This is a genomic window from Nocardiopsis eucommiae (assembly GCF_965344335.1).
GTDB lineage: Bacteria > Actinomycetota > Actinomycetes > Streptosporangiales > Streptosporangiaceae > Nocardiopsis > Nocardiopsis eucommiae.
This window is the reverse complement of record NZ_CBDRIY010000015.1, coordinates 64,264-89,152: the sequence shown is the minus strand read 5'-3', so window position 1 is coordinate 89,152 and position 24,889 is coordinate 64,264. Positions and strand designations below refer to the sequence as shown.

At 66.8% G+C, this 24,889-nt stretch carries 26 protein-coding genes; all 26 read left to right on the top strand.

Translation table 11 applies throughout. The annotated features are described in order from the left end of the window. Positions 1-270 precede the first annotated feature (270 nt). The 26 genes from rpoB to rpsE all read left to right on the top strand — a co-directional run bounded on the left by rpoB (position 271) and on the right by rpsE (position 24,888). The gene (gene rpoB / locus ACRWK8_RS12080; RefSeq protein ID WP_378738558.1) at positions 271-3,738 is read left to right on the top strand and encodes a DNA-directed RNA polymerase subunit beta; all 3,468 of its coding nucleotides are present in this window, start codon (positions 271-273) and stop codon (positions 3,736-3,738) included. A 34-nt stretch (positions 3,739-3,772) separates the two neighbouring features. Continuing rightward, complete coding sequence (locus ACRWK8_RS12075) at positions 3,773-7,651, top strand: DNA-directed RNA polymerase subunit beta' (RefSeq protein WP_378738555.1); 3,879 nt, start codon at positions 3,773-3,775, stop codon at positions 7,649-7,651. A gap of 148 nt (positions 7,652-7,799) precedes the next feature. Further along, positions 7,800-10,781: a hypothetical protein gene (locus tag ACRWK8_RS12070; protein ID WP_431870273.1), complete on the top strand. Its 2,982-nt coding sequence runs from the start codon at positions 7,800-7,802 to the stop codon at positions 10,779-10,781. A gap of 459 nt (positions 10,782-11,240) precedes the next feature. Next, complete coding sequence (rpsL, locus tag ACRWK8_RS12065; RefSeq protein ID WP_014912437.1) at positions 11,241-11,612, top strand: 30S ribosomal protein S12; 372 nt, start codon at positions 11,241-11,243, stop codon at positions 11,610-11,612. Between the two features lie 2 nt (positions 11,613-11,614). Next, complete coding sequence (gene rpsG / locus ACRWK8_RS12060) at positions 11,615-12,085, top strand: 30S ribosomal protein S7 (RefSeq protein WP_017543010.1); 471 nt, start codon at positions 11,615-11,617, stop codon at positions 12,083-12,085. 45 nt (positions 12,086-12,130) lie between these two features. Beyond that, the gene (fusA, locus tag ACRWK8_RS12055; protein ID WP_026128980.1) at positions 12,131-14,242 is read left to right on the top strand and encodes an elongation factor G; all 2,112 of its coding nucleotides are present in this window, start codon (positions 12,131-12,133) and stop codon (positions 14,240-14,242) included. A gap of 83 nt (positions 14,243-14,325) precedes the next feature. Beyond that, entirely contained in the window at positions 14,326-15,519 is a 1,194-nt protein-coding gene (tuf, locus tag ACRWK8_RS12050; RefSeq protein ID WP_017543008.1) for an elongation factor Tu, read from the top strand. A 257-nt stretch (positions 15,520-15,776) separates the two neighbouring features. Next, positions 15,777-16,085 (top strand): 30S ribosomal protein S10, encoded by a 309-nt coding sequence (gene rpsJ / locus ACRWK8_RS12045; RefSeq protein WP_013156110.1) that lies wholly within the window; start codon positions 15,777-15,779, stop codon positions 16,083-16,085. Between the two features lie 12 nt (positions 16,086-16,097). After that, the gene (gene rplC / locus ACRWK8_RS12040; protein WP_357760506.1) at positions 16,098-16,748 is read left to right on the top strand and encodes a 50S ribosomal protein L3; all 651 of its coding nucleotides are present in this window, start codon (positions 16,098-16,100) and stop codon (positions 16,746-16,748) included. Positions 16,749-16,751: 3 nt separating this feature from the next. Then, positions 16,752-17,423 (top strand): 50S ribosomal protein L4, encoded by a 672-nt coding sequence (gene rplD / locus ACRWK8_RS12035; protein ID WP_378738548.1) that lies wholly within the window; start codon positions 16,752-16,754, stop codon positions 17,421-17,423. Further along, positions 17,420-17,710 (top strand): 50S ribosomal protein L23, encoded by a 291-nt coding sequence (gene rplW / locus ACRWK8_RS12030; RefSeq protein WP_017588427.1) that lies wholly within the window; start codon positions 17,420-17,422, stop codon positions 17,708-17,710. Before rplD ends, rplW begins: the two co-directional genes overlap by 4 nt. 58 nt (positions 17,711-17,768) lie before the next feature. Beyond that, positions 17,769-18,608, top strand: coding sequence for a 50S ribosomal protein L2 (gene rplB / locus ACRWK8_RS12025; protein WP_017543004.1), 840 nt, complete (start codon positions 17,769-17,771; stop codon positions 18,606-18,608). Between the two features lie 12 nt (positions 18,609-18,620). After that, positions 18,621-18,899, top strand: coding sequence for a 30S ribosomal protein S19 (gene rpsS, locus ACRWK8_RS12020; protein ID WP_017543003.1), 279 nt, complete (start codon positions 18,621-18,623; stop codon positions 18,897-18,899). 74 nt (positions 18,900-18,973) lie between these two features. After that, entirely contained in the window at positions 18,974-19,342 is a 369-nt protein-coding gene (gene rplV / locus ACRWK8_RS12015; RefSeq protein WP_017543002.1) for a 50S ribosomal protein L22, read from the top strand. Next, entirely contained in the window at positions 19,342-20,130 is a 789-nt protein-coding gene (gene rpsC, locus ACRWK8_RS12010; RefSeq protein ID WP_049569156.1) for a 30S ribosomal protein S3, read from the top strand. Before rplV ends, rpsC begins: the two co-directional genes overlap by 1 nt. A 3-nt stretch (positions 20,131-20,133) precedes the next feature. Next, positions 20,134-20,550, top strand: coding sequence for a 50S ribosomal protein L16 (gene rplP / locus ACRWK8_RS12005; RefSeq protein ID WP_378738545.1), 417 nt, complete (start codon positions 20,134-20,136; stop codon positions 20,548-20,550). Beyond that, on the top strand, positions 20,550-20,804 hold the full coding sequence (rpmC, locus tag ACRWK8_RS12000; protein WP_017542999.1) for a 50S ribosomal protein L29: 255 nt from the start codon (positions 20,550-20,552) through the stop codon (positions 20,802-20,804). The genes rplP and rpmC overlap by 1 nt, the downstream gene beginning before the upstream one ends. Beyond that, positions 20,801-21,073, top strand: coding sequence for a 30S ribosomal protein S17 (rpsQ, locus tag ACRWK8_RS11995; protein ID WP_017542998.1), 273 nt, complete (start codon positions 20,801-20,803; stop codon positions 21,071-21,073). Before rpmC ends, rpsQ begins: the two co-directional genes overlap by 4 nt. A gap of 104 nt (positions 21,074-21,177) precedes the next feature. Further along, positions 21,178-21,546 carry a 50S ribosomal protein L14 gene (gene rplN, locus ACRWK8_RS11990; RefSeq protein WP_013156121.1) on the top strand — a complete coding sequence of 123 codons (369 nt, stop codon included), beginning with the start codon at positions 21,178-21,180 and terminating at the stop codon, positions 21,544-21,546. A 3-nt stretch (positions 21,547-21,549) separates the two neighbouring features. Then, positions 21,550-21,855: a 50S ribosomal protein L24 gene (rplX, locus tag ACRWK8_RS11985; RefSeq protein WP_378738542.1), complete on the top strand. Its 306-nt coding sequence runs from the start codon at positions 21,550-21,552 to the stop codon at positions 21,853-21,855. Beyond that, the gene (gene rplE / locus ACRWK8_RS11980) at positions 21,855-22,430 is read left to right on the top strand and encodes a 50S ribosomal protein L5 (RefSeq protein WP_378738540.1); all 576 of its coding nucleotides are present in this window, start codon (positions 21,855-21,857) and stop codon (positions 22,428-22,430) included. The genes rplX and rplE overlap by 1 nt, the downstream gene beginning before the upstream one ends. 13 nt (positions 22,431-22,443) lie before the next feature. Further along, the gene (locus ACRWK8_RS11975; RefSeq protein WP_378738537.1) at positions 22,444-22,629 is read left to right on the top strand and encodes a type Z 30S ribosomal protein S14; all 186 of its coding nucleotides are present in this window, start codon (positions 22,444-22,446) and stop codon (positions 22,627-22,629) included. Positions 22,630-22,898: 269 nt separating this feature from the next. Further along, complete coding sequence (gene rpsH / locus ACRWK8_RS11970) at positions 22,899-23,297, top strand: 30S ribosomal protein S8 (protein WP_026119486.1); 399 nt, start codon at positions 22,899-22,901, stop codon at positions 23,295-23,297. A 17-nt stretch (positions 23,298-23,314) separates the two neighbouring features. Continuing rightward, positions 23,315-23,851 carry a 50S ribosomal protein L6 gene (gene rplF / locus ACRWK8_RS11965; protein ID WP_378738534.1) on the top strand — a complete coding sequence of 179 codons (537 nt, stop codon included), beginning with the start codon at positions 23,315-23,317 and terminating at the stop codon, positions 23,849-23,851. 2 nt (positions 23,852-23,853) lie between these two features. Next, positions 23,854-24,234 carry a 50S ribosomal protein L18 gene (rplR, locus tag ACRWK8_RS11960; protein WP_017542993.1) on the top strand — a complete coding sequence of 127 codons (381 nt, stop codon included), beginning with the start codon at positions 23,854-23,856 and terminating at the stop codon, positions 24,232-24,234. A 51-nt stretch (positions 24,235-24,285) separates the two neighbouring features. Continuing rightward, positions 24,286-24,888 (top strand): 30S ribosomal protein S5, encoded by a 603-nt coding sequence (gene rpsE, locus ACRWK8_RS11955; RefSeq protein WP_017542992.1) that lies wholly within the window; start codon positions 24,286-24,288, stop codon positions 24,886-24,888. The last annotated feature ends 1 nt before the right edge of the window (position 24,889 follow it).

Sequence of the window (24,889 nt, the reverse complement as noted above, 5' to 3'; positions counted from 1 at the left end):
CGCCCTCCAGGGGTGATCCTGCCGGTGTCGTGAGTGGTGCTGTGGACCGTGAGTGGACAGCGGTGTGGTGTTCGGCTACACTGCTCTTTTGCGCTGCCCTTTGGTGATCCCTGTGTCGGTGTACGGCTTCCGCCATCCCATTCTTCTGGATTCCGGAAGGCCCGTCACCCGCTCGATGTGACCGTCTCAACCGCGTTGCGGCGGTCCCTCTCGTGACGGATCGTCTGGCGTGCGCGCTTCAACCGCCACAAGCCTTCGGAAGGACCCCTGTTGGCAGCCTCGCGCAACGCCTCCGCTAACGCCCTTGGTCCGCACCGCGTTTCTTTCGCCCGTATCCAGGAACCCCTCGAGGTTCCGAACCTTCTGGCCCTGCAGACCGAGTCGTTCGACTGGCTGCTGGGCAACGACACGTGGAAGACCCGGGTCGAGACGGCCCGCAACGCCGGCCGCAAGGACGTTCCGGAGCAGTCCGGTCTCGAAGAGATCTTCGAGGAGATCAGCCCGATCGAGGACTTCTCGGGCACGATGTCCCTTTCGTTCCGTGACCATCGGTTCGAGCCGCCCAAGTACTCCGAGGAGGAGTGCAAGGACAAGGACATGACGTACTCCGCCCCGATGTTCGTCACGGCGGAGTTCATCAACAACGACACCGGTGAGATCAAGAGCCAGACGGTGTTCATGGGCGACTTCCCGCTCATGACCGTCAAGGGCACCTTCATCATCAACGGCACCGAGCGCGTCGTCGTGTCCCAGCTCGTCCGCTCCCCGGGTGTGTACTTCGACAAGTCCGTCGACAAGACCTCGGACAAGGACCTCTTCGGCTGCAAGGTCATCCCGTCCCGCGGTGCCTGGCTGGAGTTCGAGGTCGACAAGCGCGACTTCGTCGGCGTCCGTATCGACCGCAAGCGCAAGCAGGGCGTCACCGTCCTGCTCAAGGCGCTGGGCTGGACCACCGACCAGATCCTGGAGCGTTTCGGCCAGTACGAGTCGATCCGCAACACCCTGGAGAAGGACCCGACCGCCGGTACCGACGACGCGCTGCTGGACATCTACCGCAAGCTGCGTCCGGGAGAGCCGCCCACGAAGGAGTCGGCCCAGGCGCTGCTGGAGAACCTGTACTTCAACCCCAAGCGCTACGACCTCGCCAAGGTCGGCCGGTACAAGATCAACAAGAAGCTCGGTCTCGACACCGACTTCACGCAGGGCACCCTCACCGAAGAGGACATCGTCGCGACCATCGACTACCTCGTGCGCCTGCACGCCGGTGAGGTCGAGAAGGAGACCGTCCTCGGCCTCCGCCCGGTCGAGACCGACGACATCGACCACTTCGGCAACCGTCGTCTGCGCACCGTCGGCGAGCTCATCCAGAACCAGGTCCGCCTGGGCCTGGCCCGCATGGAGCGCGTCGTCCGCGAGCGGATGACCACCCAGGACGTCGAGGCGATCACGCCTCAGACCCTGATCAACATCCGTCCCGTCGTGGCCTCCATCAAGGAGTTCTTCGGCACCTCGCAGCTGTCCCAGTTCATGGACCAGACCAACCCCCTCGCGGGTCTGACCCACAAGCGCCGCCTCTCGGCGCTGGGTCCGGGCGGTCTGTCCCGTGAGCGCGCGGGCTTCGAGGTCCGGGACGTCCACCCGTCCCACTACGGCCGCATGTGCCCGATCGAGACCCCCGAGGGTCCGAACATCGGTCTGATCGGCTCGCTCGCCGCCTACGGCCGGGTGAACTCCTTCGGTTTCGTGGAGACCCCGTACCGGAAGATCATCGACGGCAAGGTCTCCGACCAGGTCGACTACCTTACCGCTGACGAAGAGGACCTCTACGTCATCGCGCAGGCGAACACCCCGATGAACGCGGACGGCAGCTTCGCCGAGGCCGGCGTGCTCGTCCGTCGTAAGGGCGGGGAGTTCGAGCAGGTCAGCACCGACGAGGTCGACTACATGGACGTGTCGCCGCGCCAGATGGTGTCGGTCGCCACCGCCATGATCCCGTTCCTGGAGCACGACGACGCCAACCGCGCGCTCATGGGCTCCAACATGCAGCGCCAGGCCGTGCCGCTGCTCCGCGCCGAGTCGCCCTTCGTCGGCACCGGCATGGAGTACCGTGCCGCCACCGACGCCGGTGAGGTCATCATCGCGGAGAAGGCGGGTGTCGTCGAGGACGTCACCGCCGACTACGTCACCGTGATGGCCGACGACGGCACGCGCAAGACGTACCGCATGGGCAAGTTCCAGCGCTCCAACCAGGGCACCTGCTTCAACCAGCGCCCCATCGTGCACGAGGGTCAGCGCATCGAGGTCAAGCAGGTCCTCGCGGACGGTCCCTCCACGGACCAGGGCGAGATGTCGCTGGGCAAGAACCTCCTCGTGGCGTACATGTCCTGGGAGGGCCACAACTACGAGGACGCGATCATCCTCAGCCAGCGTCTGGTGCAGGACGACGTCCTCTCCTCGATCCACATCGAGGAGCACGAGGTCGACGCCCGTGACACCAAGCTCGGCCCGGAGGAGATCACCCGCGAGATCCCCAACGTCAGCGAGGAGGTCCTGGCCGACCTCGACGACCGGGGCATCATCCGCATCGGCGCCGAGGTCGTCGACGGCGACATCCTCGTCGGCAAGGTCACGCCCAAGGGCGAGACCGAGCTGACCCCGGAGGAGCGCCTGCTGCGCGCCATCTTCGGCGAGAAGGCCCGCGAGGTCCGCGACACCTCCCTGAAGGTGCCGCACGGCGAGACCGGCAAGGTCATCGGCGTCCGGGTGTTCAGCCGCGACGAGGGCGACGAGCTCGCCCCCGGCGTCAACGAGATGGTCCGCGTCTACGTGGCCCAGAAGCGCAAGATCACCGACGGCGACAAGCTCGCCGGACGTCACGGCAACAAGGGCGTCATCTCGAAGATCCTGCCCCAGGAGGACATGCCCTTCCTGGAGGACGGCACGCCCGTCGACATCATCCTCAACCCGCTGGGCGTCCCCGGCCGAATGAACGTCGGCCAGGTACTGGAGGTCCACCTGGGCTGGCTGGCCAAGAACGGCTGGTTGGTCGAGGGGGTCGAGGAGGAGTGGCAGAAGTCGCTGCACGCGATCGGAGCGGCCGAGGTCGCCCCCAACTCGCGCGTGGCCACGCCGGTCTTCGACGGCCTGCACGGCGACGAGCTCAGCGGCCTCATCCAGTCGGTCCGCCCGAACAAGGACGGCAACCGCCTCATCAACGAGGACGGCAAGGCGCGCCTGTTCGACGGCCGTACCGGTGAGCCCTTCGCGGAGCCCATCTCCGTCGGCTACAAGTACATCCTGAAGCTCCACCACCTCGTGGACGACAAGATCCACGCCCGCTCCACCGGCCCGTACTCCATGATCACGCAGCAGCCGCTGGGTGGTAAGGCGCAGTTCGGCGGCCAGCGGTTCGGCGAGATGGAGGTGTGGGCGCTGGAGGCGTACGGCGCCGCCTACGCGCTCCAGGAGCTGCTCACCATCAAGTCCGACGACGTGGTGGGTCGCGTCAAGGTCTACGAGGCCATCGTCAAGGGCGAGAACATCCCCGAGCCGGGCATCCCTGAGTCCTTCAAGGTGCTCATCAAGGAGATGCAGTCGCTCTGTCTGAACGTGGAGGTGCTGTCCAGTGACGGTATGTCCATCGAGATGCGGGACAGTGACGAGGACGTCTTCCGCGCGGCGGAAGAACTGGGAATCGACCTGGGCAGGCGAGAGCCGAGCAGTGTCGAAGAGGTCTAACTTCCGCGGATTTCGAGAGCAGGGGACGAATTAAGTGCTCGACGTCAACTTCTTCGACGAGCTGCGGATTGGCCTCGCCACCGCTGATGACATTCGCCAGTGGTCGCACGGCGAGGTCAAGAAGCCCGAAACCATCAACTACCGCACCCTCAAGCCCGAGAAGGACGGACTCTTCTGCGAGAAGATCTTCGGTCCGACCCGGGACTGGGAGTGCTACTGCGGCAAGTACAAGCGCGTCCGCTTCAAGGGCATCATCTGTGAGCGCTGCGGCGTCGAGGTGACCCGCGCCAAGGTGCGCCGTGAGCGGATGGGCCACATCGAGCTGGCCGCTCCCGTCACGCACATCTGGTACTTCAAGGGCGTGCCCTCCCGCCTGGGCTACCTGCTGGACCTGGCGCCGAAGGATCTCGAGAAGATCATCTACTTCGCCGCCTACATGGTCACGTGGGTGGACACCGAGGCCCGTGAGCGCGACCTCCAGTCGCTGGAAGCACGGATCTCGGTCGAGAAGCAGCACCTGGAGCAGCGTCGCGACTCGACCATCGAGGAGCGTCACCGTAAGCTCGAGGCCGACCTGGCCGAGCTCGAGGAGCAGGGTGCCAAGGGCGACGCGCGCCGCAAGGTGCGCGAGGGCGCCGAGCGTGAGATGCGCCAGCTGCGCGACCGCGCCCAGCGCGAGATCGACCGCCTCGACGAGGTGTGGAGCCGTTTCAAGAACCTCAAGGTCCAGGACCTCGAGGGCGACGAGATGCTCTACCGCGAGATGCGTGACCGCTTCGGGAAGTACTTCCGTGGCGGCATGGGCGCCCAGGCCATCCAGGACCGCCTGTCCAACTTCGAGCTGGACGAGGAGGCGGAGAAGCTCCGGGAGACCATCCGCACCGGCAAGGGCCAGAAGAAGGCCCGCGCCCTGAAGCGGCTCAAGGTCGTCTCGGCGTTCCTCAACACCACCAACAGCCCCATGGGCATGGTGCTGGACTGCATCCCGGTCATCCCGCCGGACCTGCGTCCGATGGTGCAGCTGGACGGTGGCCGCTTCGCGACCTCCGACCTCAACGACCTGTACCGCCGCGTCATCAACCGGAACAACCGCCTCAAGCGGCTTCTGGACCTGGGCGCGCCCGAGATCATCGTCAACAACGAGAAGCGGATGCTCCAGGAGGCCGTCGACGCGCTGTTCGACAACGGCCGCCGTGGACGCCCGGTCACCGGTCCCGGTAACCGTCCGCTCAAGTCGCTGTCCGACATGCTCAAGGGCAAGCAGGGCCGTTTCCGTCAGAACCTGCTCGGCAAGCGCGTCGACTACTCCGGCCGTTCGGTCATCGTCGTCGGCCCGCAGCTGAAGCTGCACCAGTGCGGTCTGCCCAAGCAGATGGCCCTGGAGCTCTTCAAGCCGTTCGTGATGAAGCGCCTGGTGGACCTGAACCACGCGCAGAACATCAAGAGCGCCAAGCGCATGGTGGAGCGGTCCCGCCCCGTGGTGTGGGACGTCCTCGAAGAGGTCATCACCGAGCACCCGGTGCTGCTGAACCGTGCTCCGACGCTGCACCGCCTGGGCATCCAGGCCTTCGAGCCGCAGCTGGTCGAGGGCAAGGCCATCCAGATCCACCCGCTCGTGTGCACCGCGTTCAACGCGGACTTCGACGGTGACCAGATGGCCGTGCACCTGCCGCTGTCCGCCGAGGCCCAGGCCGAGGCGCGGCTGCTGATGCTCGCCACCAACAACATCCTCAAGCCGTCCGACGGCAAGCCCGTGACCATGCCCACCCAGGACATGATCATCGGCCTGTACTACCTGACGACGGAGCGCGCGGGTGCCGCGGGCGAGGGTCGTGCCTTCCGTTCCCCGGCCGAGGCCATCATGGCCTACGACCTGGGCGACCTGGACCTCCAGGCCAAGATCCGGCTGCGTATCGCCGACGGCGCTCCCGCGCCCAAGGACTGGACGCCGCCGGAGGGCTGGGAGCAGGGCGACGTCTACGTCCTGGAGACCACCCTGGGCCGGTACCTCTTCAACGAGGCCACCCCGGTGGACTACCCGTACGTCAACTTCCAGGTGGGCAAGAAGCAGGTCTCGGTCCTGGTCAACGACCTCGCCGAGAACTACCCCAAGGTCCAGGTCGCCACGACCCTGGACGCCCTGAAGGACGCCGGTTACCGCTGGGCCACCCGGTCCGGCCTGACCATCGGCATCGAGGACGTCGTCGCGCCTCCGCGCAAGGCGGAGATCCTCGGCGGCTACGACCGCAAGGCCGACAAGATCCAGCGCGAGTACGACCGCGGTCTGATCACCGACGACGAGCGCCGTCAGGAGCTCACCGAGGTGTGGACCCAGGCCACGGCCGAGGTCGCGAAGGACATGGAGGACAACTTCCCCGCCGACAACCCGGTGTGGATGATGGTCCAGTCCGGTGCGCGTGGTAACCCGATGCAGGTGCGTCAGATCGCCGGTATCCGTGGTCTGGTCTCCAACACCAAGGGTGAGACCATCCCGCGTCCGATCAAGTCCTCCTACCGTGAGGGCCTGTCCGTGCTGGAGTACTTCATCTCCACGCACGGTCAGCGCAAGGGTCTGGCCGACACCGCCCTGCGTACCGCCGACTCGGGTTACCTGACCCGTCGTCTGGTGGACGTCGCGCAGGACGTCATCGTCCGCGAGATCGACTGCGGCACGGACCGTTCGCTCTGGCACGAGATCGGTGAGAAGAACGCCGCCGGTGTCGTCGTGCGCAAGCACAACGTCGAGAACACCGGTTTCGGTCGGACCATCGCGGAGGACACGCTGGACCCGGAGGGCAAGCTCGTCCTCCCGGCGCTGTCCGACACCTCCGAGCAGAACATCGACAAGCTGGTCGCCGCCGGGGTCACCCGCGTGCGCATCCGCTCGTCGCTGACCTGCGAGGCGAAGATCGGCGTCTGCACCACCTGCTACGGCCGCTCCATGGCGACCGGCAAGCCGGTGGACGTCGGTGAGGCGATCGGCATCATCGCGGCCCAGTCCATCGGTGAGCCCGGTACCCAGCTGACCATGCGTACCTTCCACATGGGTGGTTCCGCCGGTCAGGACATCACCCACGGTCTGCCCCGTGTCCAGGAGCTCTTCGAGGCCCGCATCCCCAAGGGTGTGGCCCCGATCTCCGAGATGGAGGGCCGGATCAGGGTCGACGACACCGAGAAGAGCCGCAAGATCGTCGTCATTCCGGACGACGGCACGGACGAGATCGCCTACCCGGTCCCGATGCGTGCGCAGCTCCTGGTGAGCGACGGCGACCACGTCAAGGTCGGCCAGCAGCTCATCCAGGGTGCGATCAACCCGCACGAGGTCCTGCGCATCCAGGGCCCGCGCGCGGTGCAGCAGCACCTCGTGTCGGAGGTCCAGGAGGTGTACAAGTCGCAGGGTGTGTCGATCCACGACAAGCACATCGAGATCATCGTCCGCCAGATGCTCAAGCGGGTGAACATCCTGGAGTCCGGTGACACCGAGCTCCTGCCCGGTGAGATGGTCGAGCGGCCGAAGTTCGAGCGGATCAACCGACGCGTCGTGTCCGAGGGCGGCCAGCCGGCCGCCGGACGTCCGGTGCTGCTGGGTATCACCAAGGCCTCGCTGGCCACGGAGTCCTGGCTGTCGGCGGCCTCCTTCCAGGAGACCACCCGCGTGCTGACCGAGAACGCGATCCACGGTAAGAGTGACCCGCTGCTGGGCCTCAAGGAGAACGTCATCATCGGTAAGCTCATCCCGGCCGGTACCGGTATTCCGCAGTACCGCAACATCCGGGTCGAGCCGACCGAGGAGGCCAAGGCCTCGATGTACTCGGTCTCCGGTTACGAGGAGCCCAGTGAGTACACCTTCGGGCAGGGTTCGGGCGAGGCCGTTCCCCTGGAGGAGTACGACTTCGGTCCGTACAACCGGTAAGTCCGATCTGGACGTTGGTTGAGCTGACGGCGGTGGTCAGCCACCCCCATCACCGGGGGTGGCCCCGCCGCCGTTTCGTCGTTGTCGGTTCGTACACTGCGGTGCGGACGGGGAGAGGGCGCTACGGCGCTGTCGGGAGAGCAGGCAAGTGACTGATAACGGGGGCGGGACGCCGGGCAACCGAGCGTCCGACGCGGACGGGGACTCCTGGTTCAAGCCCAGCGAGAACCGCTACCGCACACAGTCGGAGTACCAGGACCCCCTGGAGGAGGACGCGGCGTCGAACCCGGGGGAGGACGGCGCCGTCTTCCCTGACAGCGGCGGCTACGCGGGGCTGAGCGCCTCGCGTCCGGCCATGGTGGAGCCCTACCCGGACGCCCTGGGCGGGCCGCCGTCGGCACCGGGTATCTCGTACCCGGGCGCGGGCACGTCGGCCTACGAGCCCGTGACGCGCTTCCCGGGGGAGGACCCGTTGGCCGCGCGGGAGCCCGAGGCTCCCGCCGTCGGCGGCTACCCGGGCATCGCGGCCAGTGCCGAGGTCCCGCTGCCTCCGGAGGAGCCCGTGCACGGGTCGGTCCAGCCCACCGCCCAGGGCCCCTTCCGGGACTCCTGGGCCGCTCGGAGCGACGCGGGTTCCGACCGGGACCCGCTGCGCCCGCAGGCGTCGTCCTCCGGCGCGTGGGACTCCGAGGGGCCGTCCGACCCCGCCCCGTGGTCCCCTCAGAGTGCTTCCGAGCCCGACCCGTCCTTCCGCCCCGGCCAGGAGCCGTGGGCTCCGGAGGGGACTGACGAGCGGTCGCCGCTCGCGTCGGCCTCCGGTGACTCGTGGGCTTCCGAGGGTTCCTCCGACTCCGGTCGTGAGCCGTGGGACCCGGCCGCTTCGGGGGACGCTCGTCCGCCCGGTGGTACGGGGGAGCTCTGGTCCCCGGACGACACCCCCGCCTTCTCACCGGACGCGCACGGCTCACGTGACGCGTTCTCCGGCTCCGGTCAGGAGCCGTGGGACCCCGAGGCCGGTGCGCCGGACTCCCGGACGCCGCACGCGTCGGCCTCCGGTCCGGACCCGTTCCCGGCTTCGGGTCGAGAGCCATGGGAACCGGAGGGGTCTGCTCTGGGCGGTCCTGACTCGCGGTCGCCGCGGCCGTCGGCCTCCGGCGACGCGTGGGGTTCCGGGGGTTCCGCCGAGGCCGCTCCGTGGTCTCCCCAGGGGGACGACTCCTCTGCCTCCGCCGCCTCCGGCCTGGACCCCCTCGTCGATTCCGGCGGTCAGCCGTGGGACCCGGCGGCCTCCGGGGAGTCTCGTCTGCCCGGTGGTGCGGGGAGCCTCTGGTCCTCGGACGATCCCGCTCCCTTCGCCTCGGACGCGCGTGGCTCGCAGGAGTTCTCCGGTTCCGGTCAGGAGCCGTGGAACTCCGGGTACCCGGCTTCCGAGGACTCCCAGGTGCCGGGAACCACGCCGGACCCCTGGTCCTCGGATGACTCCGCGCTCACGTCCGATCCGCTCCGCTCGCAGGAGTACTCCGCTCCGGGCCACCAGCCGTGGGAACCCGACGCCGCCCTGGGTGGTGCTCCGGACTCCCGGACGCCGTACGCGTCGGCCTCCGGTCCGGACTCGTTCCCCGATCCCGGCCGCCAGCCGTGGGACCCGGAGGCTCCGGGCGGCCCGGACTCCGGGCTCGGCCGGGACCCGTTGACGCCGCAGGCGTCGGCTTCGGCGAACGATGACCCATGGAGCTCCGGCTACTCGGATGACTCCGCTCCCGCGTCGGACCAGCGCGGCTCCGACCTGGGGGGCGAACCGTGGGACCCCGAGGGCCCCCGTTCAGCGGGGTCTCCCGGTAACCCCGATTCCTGGGGTTCGCGGGACTCCGGTTCCTCGGATGACCCTGGCTTCACCGCGGACGCGCGCGACCCGCTGGACCCGGACACCCCGTGGTCCGCGTCGGGCCCCGGCGAGGAACTCTGGAAGTCCGGGTCCGGACGGGAACAGCCGGGCGAGTGGCGCGGCAACGGCGGCCTGGACAGCTGGAGCCCCGCCGAGGACACCGGGGACACCGGGGACACCTGGAAGGGTTCGGGCACCACCGAGCCGTGGGCGGAGCAGACCGAACGGCCGTGGTCCGACCACCAGGCCCCCTCGTACGGCGGTGACCGGTACGACGACGAGCTGTCCCCGCGTCTCGGGGAGGAGCCCGCCGACCGGTACGACGACGAGCTGTCCCCGCGTCCCGCGGAGGAGCCCGCCGACCGGTACCGTGACGAGCTCTCTCCCGCGCCCGAACAGGGCGGGACCGGTAACACCTGGGCCTTCGACCGCAACGACCCGCGTCTGCCCGACGTCGTCCGCGACGCCGAACGCCGCCGCCGCGAGTCGCCCCCGGAGCCCGCGTACGCGGACTGGGGGAGTGAGGACGCGCCGGCCGATCCGGACACCGGCACGCTGTCCGCCGCCGTCCCCGGTTCCGAGGACCCCCTGGCCGCCATCGCGGACATGCAGTCTCGCGCCAGGTCCAAGGACCCCCTGGACGACGAGGACGACCGTCCCTGGGACGGCCCGGAGGACCAGCGGTGGGACGAGACGCCCGAGGAGGGCGACGACTCCTGGCGCGGTGGCGAGGGCGCCACCCAGATGTTCACGCCGCCCTCCTTCGACTCCGAGTCCGACGCGGCTCGGCAGGGGGAGTACGAGGACGAGCGGGACGACCGGCTTGACCGGGACGACCGGGCGGAGACGGACTACGAGGACGACTTCACCCCGGCCGACTACGGGATGCCGGAGCGGCCCAAGCAGGCGAAGCGCCGTCGCGACCGGATCGCGGAGGACTTCCCTGGCTTCGACGAGGCCAGGGACGACGGGGACTACCCGGGCTACGACAGCATCGACTTCCTGGCCGACACCGAACCCGGGGCCAACGTCACCCTGTGGCTGGGTGTGGCCTCGTTGCTGCCGGTCGTCGGTGTGATCACCGCGATCCTCGCGTTGTTCGTCACCGGACCCAGGGCGAAGAGGGCGATCCGCGAGTCGCGGGGCACCCTCGACGGACTGGGCCTGATCACCACGGGTACGGTCTTCGCGGTCATCGGCATCCTGGTGACGGTGATCTCCCTGGCGATCTTCTTCGTTCTGTAGAATCCCGGCCGTTTCCGGGGGACAATGGGTCCTCCGGGAACGGCCGCTCTCTTTGTCGGCCCTTCGTTGGGAAACCCGGGGCGAAGCGCGTCGGGAAGCACGTAGACTGGTCGAGACCCACGGCTACGCGAGATCCGGTTCCGCTTGTCTCGCCATGTCGCACACCGTTTTGACCGCATGTTCGGTTAGCGGTAGCCTGTGTGATTGTGCCCGTGAGTCGACGGGTCACACGTGCGTGTGCGGCGCCCCAGTCCTCCAGAGGACGGACACGGGGCGCGCGGCGCAGGTGAACCCCCTCCTGTGAATCGGTCTCCGACCGGGTGTGCATCCGTTCGCCATGCGTGGGAACGAGGGCGACACGCCCGACCACGGGGGTCGGGGAGGTTCGGGGAATTCAGCAGGTCAATAGCGATATCGGCTACGAGAACCGGCGTAGGTCACGAGGAAGACGGAGACGCGGTGCCCACCATCCAGCAGCTGGTCCGCAAGGGCCGACAGGACAAGGTCGCAAAGAACAAGACCCCGGCGCTGAAGGGGAGTCCGCAGCGTCGTGGTGTGTGCACGCGTGTCTACACCACTACGCCGAAGAAGCCGAACTCCGCTCTGCGTAAGGTCGCTCGCGTCAAGCTGAGCAGCGGCATCGAGGTCACGGCCTACATCCCCGGCATTGGTCACAACCTCCAGGAGCACAGCATCGTGCTGGTTCGTGGCGGTCGTGTGAAGGACCTGCCGGGCGTTCGCTACCGAATTGTCCGCGGTTCGCTCGACACCCAGGGTGTCCGAGGCCGCAAGCAGGCCCGTAGCCACTACGGCGCCAAGAAGGAGAAGTAAGCATGCCGCGCAAGGGCCCGGCGCCGAAGCGCCAGCTCATCACCGACCCGGTCTACGGCTCGCCGCTCGTCACCGCACTGATCAACAAGGTGCTCCTCGACGGCAAGCGCTCCATCGCCCAGGCCGTCGTTTACGACGCCCTGGAAGGTGCTCGGGAGAAGTCCGGTCAGGACCCGCTCGTCGTTCTCAAGCGAGCCCTGGACAACGTCAAGCCCGCGCTGGAGGTCCGCAGCCGCCGTGTCGGTGGCGCGACCTACCAGGTGCCGGTCGAGGTTCGCGCCTCCCGGTCCACCACGCTGGCCCTGCGCTGGCTGGTCTCCTACTCGCGTCAGCGTCGTGAGAAGACCATGACCGAGCGTCTGATGAACGAGCTGGTGGACGCCAGCAACGGTCTGGGCGCGGCGGTCAAGAAGCGTGAGGACACGCACAAGATGGCCGAGTCGAACAAGGCCTTCGCCCACTACCGCTGGTAACCCCGCGGCGAATCGATTCCTTGAGACCTAGGGAAGACGAGCCACATGGCTAAGACTTTGCTTGACCTGGCCAAGGTCCGCAACATCGGCATCATGGCCCACATCGACGCGGGCAAGACCACGACGACCGAGCGGATCCTCTACTACACGGGTGTCAACCACAAGCTCGGCGAGACGCACGACGGCGCCTCGACGATGGACTGGATGAAGGAAGAGCAGGAGCGGGGTATCACCATTACCTCGGCTGCGATCACCACCAGTTGGAACGACACCACGATCAACATCATCGACACGCCCGGCCACGTCGACTTCACGGTCGAGGTCGAGCGGTCGCTGCGTGTCCTTGACGGCGCCGTCGCGGTGTTCGACGCCAAGGAAGGCGTCGAGCCCCAGTCGGAGCAGGTCTGGCGTCAGGCCGACCGGTACAACGTGCCGCGTATCTGCTTCGTCAACAAGATGGACAAGATCGGCGCCGAGTTCCAGCGCTGTGTCGACATGTTCCGTGAGCGCCTCGGCGCGAACGCCATGCCGATCCAGCTGCCGATCGGTGCCGAGAGCGACTTCAAGGGCGTCATCGACCTCGTCCGCATGAAGGCCTACGTCTGGAACGACGAGGCCGCGCTCGGCGAGATGTACGACACCATCGAGATCCCCGAGTCCCACGCGGACGCGGCTCGTGAGGCGCGCGACTTCTTCCTCGAGACGTTGGCCGAGGCCGACGACGAGATCATGGAGATGTACCTCGAGGGCCAGGAGCCCACCGTCGAGCAGCTGGTGCCCGCGATCCGTCGCGCCACCATCGCCGGTACGGCCATCCCGGTCGTCTGCGGTACCGCCTTCAAGAACAAGGGCGTCCAGCCCCTGCTCGACGCGGTCGTCGACTACCTCCCCTCGCCCCTGGACGTCGAGGCCATCGACGGTCACGACCCCAAGGACGAGACCGAGCAGACCAAGCTCGAGCGCAAGCCGAGCGTGGAGGAGCCGTTCTCGGCCCTGGTCTTCAAGATCGTCAGCGACCCCCACCTGGGCAAGCTGTCCTACGTGCGGATCTACTCCGGCGTCCTCGAGGCCGGCACCCAGGTGCTGAACAGCCTCAAGGGCCGCAAGGAGCGCATCGGCAAGGTCTACCGGATGCACTCCAACAAGCGCGAGGAGATCCCCGCCGCTGGTGCGGGCGACATCGTCGCGGTCATGGGTCTGAAGGACACCACGACCGGCGAGACGCTCTGCGAGCAGGGTGCTCCGATCGTCCTGGAGTCCATGACCTTCCCGGCTCCGGTCATCGAGGTGGCCATCGAGCCGAAGACCAAGAGCGACCAGGAGAAGCTGGGCATCGCGATCCAGCGTCTGGCGGACGAGGACCCCTCCTTCCAGGTGGCCTCGGACGAGCAGACCGGTCAGACCGTGATCTCCGGCATGGGCGAGCTGCACCTCGAGGTGCTGGTCAACCGCATGCGCGACGAGTTCAAGGTCGAGGCGAACATCGGTAAGCCCCAGGTGGCCTACCGTGAGACCATTCGCAAGAAGGTCGAAGGCCACGTCTACACCCACAAGAAGCAGACCGGTGGGTCGGGCCAGTTCGCCAAGGTCAAGATCGACCTTGAGCCGCTCACGTCCGAGGACGGCGACGCGTCCGGGTACGAGTTCGTCAACGCCGTCACCGGTGGCCGCATCCCGCGGGAGTACATCCCCTCGGTCGACGCCGGCTGCCAGGAGGCCGCTGAGCTGGGCGTGCTCGCGCACTACCCGCTCGTCGGCATCAAGGTGAGCCTGACGGACGGTCAGTACCACGACGTCGACTCGTCCGAGATGGCGTTCAAGACCGCCGGTTCGATGGCCTTCAAGGAGGCCGTCCGCCTGGCGAAGCCGACTCTTCTCGAGCCGGTCATGGCCGTCGAGGTCACCACCCCTGAGGAGTACATGGGTGACGTGATCGGTGACCTGAACTCCCGCCGTGGACAGATTCAGTCCATGGACGAGCGTTCCGGTGTCCGTCTCGTCAAGGCCCAGGTGCCCCTTTCGGAAATGTTCGGCTACGTGGGTGACCTGCGCAGCCGTACCCAGGGTCGAGCCAACTACTCGATGGTGTTCGACTCCTACGCGGAGGTTCCGTCCGCTGTCGCCACGGAAATCGTGGCGAAGGTTCGCGGCGAATAGTCGCGAGCAAGCAACCCGGCTGTACCCCGCATCCGCGGGGTTGGACCACAGTCAGATAGATCTGTACGTCTAGGAGACTTCCAGTGGCGAAGGAAAAGTTCGAGCGGACCAAGCCGCACGTCAACATCGGCACCATCGGTCACATCGACCACGGCAAGACCACGCTGACCGCGGCCATCACCAAGGTGCTGCACGACGCGTACCCGGCGCTGAACCCGTTCACCCCGTTCGAGGACATCGACAACGCTCCTGAGGAGCGCGAGCGCGGCATCACCATCTCCGTCGCTCACGTCGAGTACCAGACCGAGGCGCGTCACTACGCCCACGTCGACTGCCCCGGTCACGCTGACTACGTGAAGAACATGATCACGGGTGCCGCGCAGATGGACGGCGCGATCCTGGTCGTGGCCGCCACCGACGGCCCGATGCCGCAGACCAAGGAGCACGTGCTCCTGGCCCGCCAGGTCGGCGTCCCCGCCATCGTCGTCGCCCTGAACAAGGCCGACATGGTGGACGACGAGGAGATCTTCGAGCTCGTCGAGCTCGAGGTGCGTGAGCTCCTCAGCGAGTACGAGTTCCCCGGCGACGACATCCCCGTCACCAAGGTCTCGGCTCTCAAGGCCCTCGAGGGCGACGCGGAGTGGGGCAAGGCCGTCCTGGAGCTCATGGGCACCGTGGACAGCTTCATTCCCGAGCCCGAGCGTGACACCGAGAAGCCCTTCCTCATGCCGATCGAGGACGTCTTCTCGATCACCGGTCGCGGCACCGTCGTCACCGGTCGTATCGAGCGCGGCGTCGTCAACGTCAACGAGACCGTTGACATCGTCGGCATCAAGGAAGAGAAGCAGACCACCACCGTCACCGGTGTTGAGATGTTCCGCAAGCTGCTCGACAACGGTCAGGCTGGCGACAACGTCGGTCTGCTCCTGCGCGGCATCAAGCGCGAGGACGTCGAGCGCGGCCAGGTCGTGATCAAGCCCGGCACGACCACCCCGCACACCGAGTTCGAGGGCCAGGTCGTCATCCTGTCCAAGGACGAGGGTGGCCGCCACACGCCGTTCTTCAACAACTACCGCCCGCAGTTCTACTTCCGCACCACCGACGTCACCGGCGTCGTGACGCTGCCGGAGGGCACGGAGATGGTCATGCCCGGTGACAACACCGAGATGACCGTCAACCTGATCCAGCCGGTCGCGATGGAAGAGGGCCTCAAGTTCGCCATCCGTGAGGGTGGCCGGACCGTGGGCGCGGGTCGCGTCACGAAGATCCTCAAGTAGCACACACGTTGGGGTGGCCCCTTCCGGAGCCGCCCCGACGTGGTGGGTGGGCCGCTTCACGGCGGCCCGCCCACCACACTGACAAGACGTCATCGGGCTCTGTGACGGTGACGCACCGCAGGGGCAAGCCCTGTTGCGGTTTCTCAAGGGAATAGGGGCTCACGGCCAACACGCCGGCGGATTCGCCGACGGGCCTGGGCGTCTGTGACCGGACAGCTCACCGTTACGGACACTGAAGCGAAGGACGAACAGGCCACATGGCGGGACAGAAGATCCGCATTCGGCTAAAGGCCTATGACCACGAGGTCATCGACAGCTCGGCGCGCAAGATCGTTGAGACTGTGACGCGAACTGGCGCACAGGTCGCGGGCCCGGTGCCGCTGCCGACGGAGAAGAACGTTTACTGCGTCATCCGATCGCCGCACAAGTACAAGGACTCGCGCGAGCACTTCGAGATGCGCACCCACAAGCGGCTGATCGACATCATCGACCCCACGCCGAAGACGGTGGACTCGCTCATGCGACTCGACCTCCCGGCTGGCGTTGACATCGAGATCAAGCTTTAAGGACGCACAGACATGGCCACCAAGCAGATCAAGGGAGTTCTGGGCGAAAAGCTCGGCATGACCCAGGTCTTCGACGACGCGGGCAAGATGGTGCCCGTGACCGTCCTGAAGGCCGGTCCGTGCGTCGTGAGCCGCATCCGGACCCCTGACACCGATGGCTACTCCGCCATCCAGCTCGGCTACGGGCAGATCAACCCGCGCAAGGTCAACAAGCCCCTGGGCGACTACCTGCGCGCGAACGACCTGACCCCGCGCCGTCACTACGTCGAGGTGCGCACCACCGACGCCTCCGAGTACACGCTCGGCCAGGAAGTCGACGCCGCCGCGTTCGAGAGCGGCCAGAAGGTCGACGTCACGGGCAAGAGCAAGGGCAAGGGTTTCGCCGGTGTGATGAAGCGCCACGGTTTCCGTGGTCTCTCCGCCTCGCACGGCACCCAGCGCAAGCACCGCTCTCCCGGCTCCATCGGCGGCTGCGCCACGCCCGGCCGCGTTTTCAAGGGCATGCGGATGGCCGGGCGCATGGGCAACGTGCGCAAGACCGTCCAGAACCTGACCGTTCACTCTGTGGACGCGGAGAAGGGCCTCATCCTGGTCAAGGGTGCTGTCCCCGGTCCCAACGGCGGTCTGGTGCTCGTCCGCACCGCTGTGAAGGGGGACAAGTAAGTCATGGCCCAGATCGAGGTCAAGAACCCCGAGGGCGGCTCCAAGGGCAGCGTCGAGCTTCCCGAGTCCGTCTTCGCCCAGCAGGTCAGCATCCCGCTGATCCACCAGGTCGTGAACGGCCAGCTGGCCGCCGGCCGGCAGGGCACGCACGCCACCAAGACCCGCGGCGAGGTCCGCGGCGGTGGCAAGAAGCCCTACCGCCAGAAGGGAACCGGTCGCGCCCGCCAGGGCTCGATCCGCGCCCCGCAGTACACCGGTGGTGGCACCGTTCACGGTCCCCAGCCGCGTGACTACAGCCAGCGGACCCCGAAGAAGATGAAGGCCGCCGCCCTGCGTGGCGCCCTCTCGGACCGGGCCAACCACGGCCGTATCCACGTCATCAGCACCTTCGTCGCTGAGGACGCGGAGAACAAGTTCACGCAGACCGCTCTGAAGTCGCTGCGTCAGGTCACCGAGTCCGACAAGGTCCTCGTCGTCCTGGCCCGCGAGGACGAGCACAACCGGCGCGCCCTGCGCAACCTCGAAGAGGTCCACATCCTCGACGCGGACCAGGTGAACACCTACGACGTCCTCTACTCGGACGACGTGGTCTTCACCGAGGCGGGCTACGCCGAGTTCCTGGCCCACGCGGCCGGTACCTCGAAGGCCGCTGAGTCCGAGGAGGACGACCAGTGAGGATCGCCGACCACCGGGACATCATCGTCGAGCCGGTGATCTCCGAGAAGAGCTACGGGCTCATGGACGAGAACAAGTACACGTTCATCGTTCGCCCGGACGCCAACAAGACCCAGATCAAGATCGCGATCGAGAAGATCTTCGAAGTGAAGGTCACGAGCGTGAACACGATCAACCGGAAGGGTAAGCGCAAGCGCACCCGTTTCGGCTTCGGGAAGCGTCCCGACACCAAGCGCGCGATCGTCAGCGTGGCCGACGGCCAGCGGATCGACATCTTCGGTGTCTGACCTCTCCCGGGTCTGACCGCTACATGTCAAGCAACACGTAAAGGAATGCGCGAAGAAGATGGGCATTCGTAAGTACAAGCCGACGACGCCGGGTCGTCGCGGCTCCAGCGTGAGCGACTTCGTCGAGATCACGCGTTCGGAGCCGGAGAAGTCCCTGGTCCGTCCGCTTCACTCCAAGGGCGGTCGTAACGGCCACGGCCGGATCACCGCTCGTCACCAGGGTGGTGGCCACAAGCGCGCCTACCGCGTGATCGACTTCCGTCGTCACGACAAGGACGGCGTGCCGGCCAAGGTCGCTCACATCGAGTACGACCCCAACCGCACCGCTCGCATCGCTCTGCTCCACTACGTGGACGGTGAGAAGCGCTACATTCTGGCGCCCGCCGGCCTCAAGCAGGGCGACAAGATCGAGAACGGCCCCCAGTCCGACATCAAGCCGGGCAACTGCCTCCCGCTGCGCAACATCCCCACGGGTACGTTCGTGCACGCGGTCGAGCTGAAGCCCGGTGGCGGTGCCAAGCTGGGTCGTTCCGCGGGGTCGCAGATCCAGCTCCTCGCCAAGGAGGGCCGTTACGCCACGCTGCGTATGCCCTCCGGTGAGATGCGCATGGTCGAGATCTCCTGCCGCGCCACGGTTGGTCAGGTCGGCAACGCCGAGCAGTCCAACATCAACTGGGGCAAGGCCGGCCGCTCGCGGTGGAAGGGCAAGCGCCCGACCGTCCGTGGTGTGGTCATGAACCCGGTCGACCACCCGCACGGTGGTGGTGAGGGCAAGACCTCCGGTGGTCGTCACCCGGTCAGCCCCTGGGGCAAGAAGGAAGGCCGGACCAGGGCCAAGAACAAGGCCAGCGACAAGCTGATCGTGCGGCGTCGGCGTAGCGGTAAGAAGAAGCGGTAAGGAGCACGTCTGATGCCACGTAGCCTTAAGAAGGGTCCCTTCGTCGACGACCACCTCATCAAGAAGGTGGAAGTCCAGAACGAGAAGGGGACCAAGAACGTCATCAAGACGTGGTCCCGGCGATCCATGATCGTCCCGGAGATGATCGGTCACACGATCGCCGTCCACGACGGCCGCAAGCACGTTCCGGTGTTCGTGTCGGAGTCGATGGTCGGCCACAAGCTCGGTGAGTTCGCTCCCACGCGTACTTTCCGTAGCCACGTCAAGGACGACCGCCGCAGCCGCCGCTAGCGGTTGCAGCAGTTGTAAGAACCATTTTCTCCACGGTGAGTGGGGAAGGAATTTCCGTGAGCGAGGGAAAAGCGATGGGAACGAGGGCACAGGCGCGGTTCGTCCGCGTTACGCCCCGAAAGGCTCGCCGGGTGGCGGACCTTATTCGCGGGTTGCCCGCTGACGAGGCACAGGCGGTGCTCCGGTTCGCGCCCCAGTCGGCGAGCGAGCCCGTTGGCAAGGTGCTGGCTAGCGCCATCGCCAACGCTGAGCACAACGACAAGCTGGACCGTGAGTCCCTGGTGGTCGAGCGCGTCTGGGTGGACGAGGGTCCGACCCTGAAGCGCATTCGTCCCCGCGGCTTCGGCCGGGCTTTCCGGGTCACCAAGCGCACGAGCCACATCACCGTGGTCGTCGCTGAGGGCGCGGGCGCCTCGTCCAAGACCAAGGAAAGGACCCGATAGTGGGGCAGAAGGTAAACCCGCACGGGTTCCGCCTCGGCATCACCACCGACTTCAAGAGCCGCTGGTACGCCGACAAGTCCTACAAGGACTACGTCAAGGAAGACGTCGCGATCCGTCGGATGCTGACCCGTGGCATGGAGCGCGCGGGCATCTCCAAGGTCGAGATCGAGCGCACCCGTGACCGTGTCCGCGTGGACGTCTACACCGCCCGGCCGGGCATCGTCATCGGCCGTCGCGGCGTCGAGGCCGACCGGATCCGTACGGACCTGGAGAAGCTCACCGGCAAGCAGGTGCAGCTGAACGTCTTCGAGGTCAAGAACCCCGAGATCGACGCGCAGCTCGTCGCCCAGGGCGTCGCTGAGCAGCTGAGCAGCCGCGTGGCGTTCCGCCGCGCGATGCGCAAGGCCATGCAGAGCGCCATGAAGAGTGGCGCCAAGGGTATTCGTATCCAGTGCGGTGGTCGTCTGGGTGGGGCTGAGATGTCCCGCTCGGAGTTCTACCGCGAGGGTCGCGTCCCGCTGCACACGCTGCGCGCCGACATCGACTACGGCTTCTTCGAGGCCCGTACGACGTTCGGTCGCATCGGCGTCAAGGTGTGGATCTACAAGGGCGACGCCCCTGTGACCCGCGCCGAGCGCGAGGCGGCCCAGGCCGCCCAGCGCACCGCCGGTGGCGGTCAGCGCCGTGAGCGTCCGCAGCGCCGCCGTCGTGGCGGTGCCGCTGGCGCCCCGGGCACCGACGCCAAGGCTGGTGCTTCGGCCGAGGCCCCGAAGACCGAGGGGAGCTAACCGATGCTTATTCCTCGTAAGGTCAAGTACCGGAAGCAGCACCACCCGGACCTTCGTGGCAAGGCTCAGCGTGGTACCACGGTCGCCTTCGGCGAGTTCGGTATCCAGGCCCTGGAGTCGGCCTACGTGACGAACCGTCAGATCGAGTCCGCTCGTATCGCCATGACGCGTCACATCAAGCGTGGCGGCAAGGTGTGGATCAACATCTTCCCGGACCGTCCGCTGACGAAGAAGCCCGCCGAGGTCCGCATGGGCTCCGGTAAGGGTTCGCCCGAGTGGTGGGTCGCGCCGGTCAAGCCGGGGCGCGTGATGTTCGAGCTGTCGGGCGTGCCCGAGGCCGTGGCCAAGGAGGCCCTGCGCCGTGCGATGCACAAGCTCCCGATGAAGTGCAAGTTTGTTAAGCGGGAGGTGTGGGAGTAGTGGCGAAGTCCGTGACTGCCCACGAGCTGCGCGACCAGTCCGTCGAGGACCTGGTCACGAAGCTCAAGGAAGCCAAGGAAGAGCTCTTCAACCTCCGCTTCCAGGCCGCCACCGGCCAGCTCGACAACCACAGCCGTCTGCGCACTGTCAAGCGCGAGATCGCCAGGATCTACACGGTCCTGCGCGAGCACGAGCTGGGCATCGTCCCGCTGTCTGGTGAGTCGGCTGAGGAGACGAAGGAAGCAGCCGAATGAGTGAGAACCAGACCGCGACGCGCAACTACCGCAAGGTGCGCGAGGGCTACGTCGTCAGCGACAAGATGGACAAGACCGTCGTTGTCGAGGTCGAGGACCGCGTCAAGCACGCCCTGTACGGCAAGGTCATCCGTCGGACGACCAAGTACAAGGCGCACGACGAGGCGAACTCCGCTGGCGTCGGTGACCGGGTCCGCATGATGGAGACCCGGCCGCTCTCCGCGACGAAGCGTTGGCGCGTCGTGGAGATCCTGGAGAAGGCTAAGTAACCCCAGCCTGTTGGCGGCCGGCACTCGTTGCCGGCCGCCGACCAGAGGGGTGAGACCACCTAGCCGTGCGGCAGTGGACCGCACGCATCACATCAGGAGCAGACGTGATTCAGCAGGAGTCGCGACTCAAGGTCGCCGACAACACGGGTGCCAAGGAGATCCTTACCATCCGTGTTCTCGGTGGCTCGGGTCGGCGCTACGCCGGGATCGGCGACACGATCGTCGCCACGGTGAAGGACGCCCTGCCTGGCGCTGGAGTCAAGAAGGGCGACGTCGTCAAGGCCGTTGTCGTGCGCACCGTCAAGGAGCGCCGCCGGCCCGACGGCTCCTACATCCGCTTCGATGAGAACGCTGCCGTGCTCATCAAGGACGGTGGGGACCCGCGAGGCACCCGCATCTTCGGCCCGGTCGGCCGTGAGCTGCGTGACAAGAAGTACATGCGCATCATTTCGCTGGCGCCGGAGGTGCTCTAAGCGATGAAGATCAAATCTGGCGACGAGGTCATCGTTCTCGCCGGCAAGGACAAGGGTGCCACCGGCAAGGTCGTCAAGGCCCTGCCGAAGGAAGACCGTGTCATCGTCGAGGGCGTCAACCTGGTCAAGAAGCACAGGAAGGCCAACCCGGCGGGCGGCCAGCAGGGCGAGGTCGTCACGAAGGAGGCCCCCATCCACGTGAGCAACGTTTCGCTCGCGGAGGACGGCAAGGCCACTCGGGTCGGCTACCGCTTCGAGGAAGACGGAACCAAGGTTCGGGTCTCCCGCCGCACCGGTAAGGACATCTGATGACGGTTACCAACGACATCACCGCCCCTCCGATGCCGCGGCTCAAGGAGAAGTACCGCAACGAGATCGCTGCGGGCCTCAAGGACGAGTTCGACATCGCCAACGTCATGCAGATCCCCGGTCTCACGAAGATCGTGGTCAACATGGGCGTGGGCGAGGCGGCTCGTGACGCGAAGCTGATCCAGGGCGCGATCGCCGACCTTACGGCGATCACCGGTCAGAAGCCGAAGATCAACCGTGCCCGGAACTCCATCGCGCAGTTCAAGCTGCGCGAGGGTCAGCCGATCGGCGCCAGCGTCACGCTGCGCGGCGACCGGATGTGGGAGTTCCTCGACCGGCTGCTCTCGCTGGCCCTGCCCCGGATCAGGGACTTCCGTGGCCTTTCCCCGAAGCAGTTCGACGGGAACGGCAACTACACCTTCGGTCTGACCGAGCAGGTCATGTTCCACGAGGTCGACCCGGACAAGGTCGACCGCCAGCGTGGGATGGACATCACGGTTGTCACGACGGCGACCACCGACGAACACGGCCGCAGCCTGCTCAAGCGGCTCGGTTTCCCGTTCAAGGAAGCCTGAGGGGTTACCACAGATGGCTAAGAAGTCCCTGATCGCCAAGGCGCAGCGGAAGCCGAAGTTCGGCGTTCGTGCGTATACTCGATGCTCGCGGTGCGGCCGCCCCCGCGCCGTCTTCCGGAAGTTCGGCCTGTGCCGTATCTGCTTCCGCGAGATGGCCCACAAGGGCGAGCTGCCCGGTATCACCAAGTCGAGCTGGTAGTTTCCGGTGGGGCCGACCCTGCGCGCTAGCGCGGTCGGCCCCCCGAAACGCCACCTGACGGTGGTACGAAGCAGTGCCCGTGGCCGCCTCCTGGCGGAGCACGGACCAGCTACATCCATTCAACAGGGCACGGCAGTCCCGGGAGGGACCGCGGTGCCCACGACCACGCCGAAGGTCCGTTTGTGCACTCTCCGGGGGCAACCCCGACGAGAGGCAGGCTCTGGGAAAGCCCGCACTCGGAAACCGCGGTGAGGAAGGGCCAGTCGGCCATGACGATGACCGACCCGATCGCAGACATGCTGACGCGTCTGCGTAACGCGAACTCGGCGTACCACGACACCGTGACGATGCCGTATTCCAAGATCAAGGCGCACATCGCCGAGATCCTCCAGCAGGAGGGCTTCATTCAGGGCTGGCGGACCGAGGAGGCCCCCGTGGGCCAGAGCCTCGTCCTCGACCTGAAGTACGGCCCCACCCGTGAGCGTTCCATCGCGGGAATCCGCCGGGTGTCCAAGCCCGGTCTCCGGGTGTACGCGAAGAAGGAGAACCTTCCGCGCGTGCTGGGTGGCCTCGGTGTGGCGATCATTTCGACGTCCGGTGGCCTGATGACTGACAAGCAGGCCAAGAAGCGTGGCGTGGGCGGCGAAGTCCTCGCTTACGTCTGGTAATAGGGAGAGACTGAAGCATGTCGCGAATCGGTCGACTGCCGCTCTCGGTCCCCAAGGGCGTCGAAGTCACGATTAACGGGCAAGACGTCACTGTCAAGGGGCCGAAGGGCGAACTCAAGCACACGATCGCCGAGCCGATCACCGTCTCCTTCGAGGACGGTATCGTCACGGTCGCTCGTCCTGACGACAAGCCGGAGAACCGGTCGCTGCACGGTCTGACCCGTGCGCTGATCGCCAACCTCGTCGAGGGTGTCTCCAAGGGCTACGCCAAGACGCTGGAGATCCACGGCGTGGGTTACCGCGTCCAGGCCCGCGGCTCCAACCTGGAGTTCTCGCTGGGCTTCAGCCACCCGGTGGTCATCGAGCCCCCCGAGGGCATCACCTTCCGCGTGGAGAAGCCGACCATCCTCCACGTCGAGGGCATCGACAAGCAGCTGGTGGGCCAGGTCGCCGCGAACATCCGTGGTCTGCGCAAGCCTGACCCGTACAAGGCCAAGGGCGTGCGGTACAAGGGTGAGCACATCCGCCGCAAGGCCGGAAAGGCTGGTAAGTAGGCATGGGCATCACCGTGAGCCGTAAGCGCACCGCGAAGGCGACCACCTCCCGCAAGCGCCGGCAGTTCCGGGTCCGCAAGAAGGTCGTGGGCACCAGTGAGCGTCCGCGTCTGGCCGTGTTCCGCTCCTCCAAGCACATCGTCGCGCAGGTGATCGACGACTCCAAGGGTCACACCCTGGTCGCCGCCTCCAGCGTCGAGACCGACGTGCGGGGTGCCGAGGGCACGAAGTCCGACAAGTCCGTCAAGGTCGGTGAGCTCGTCGCGCAGCGCGCGAAGGACGCCGGTATCACCCAGGTCGTCTTCGACCGCGGTGGTAACCGGTACGCCGGTCGTATCGCCAAGCTCGCCGACGCGGCGCGCGAGGGCGGGCTGGAGTTCTAGTTCGATGACCTCTGTACTGGCCAAGAACAAGCACGAGAAGAGGAATCACTGATGGCTGCAGCACCGCGGCGCGGCGCCGGTGGCGAGCGGCGTGATCGCCGTGACGATCGCCGCGGCGGCGCCGCAGACAAGGGTGTCTCCTACATCGAGAAGGTCGTGACCATCAACCGGGTCGCGAAGGTCGTCAAGGGCGGCCGTCGCTTCTCCTTCACCGCTCTCGTCGTCGTCGGTGACGGCAACGGCATGGTGGGCGTCGGTTACGGCAAGGCCAAGGAAGTTCCGGCCGCGATCGCCAAGGGCGTGGAGGCCGCGAAGAGGAACTTCTTCCGCGTCCCCCGCATCCAGGGCACCATCGTGCACCGGGTCCAGGGCGAGGAAGCCGCTGGCGTCGTCCTGCTCCGTCCGGCCGCCCCGGGTACCGGCGTCATCGCCGGTGGCCCCGTGCGCGCCGTCCTGGAGTGCGCCGGCATCCACGACGTCCTGAGCAAGTCGCTCGGTTCGTCCAACCCGCTGAACATCGTGCACGCCACGGTGGCGGCGCTCAAGGGTCTCAACCAGCCCGAGGAGATCGCGGCCCGCCGTGGTCTGCCGATCGAGGATGTGGCCCCGGCTGCCATGCTGCGCGCTCGCTCTGAGGCGAAGGCAGGAGCCTGAT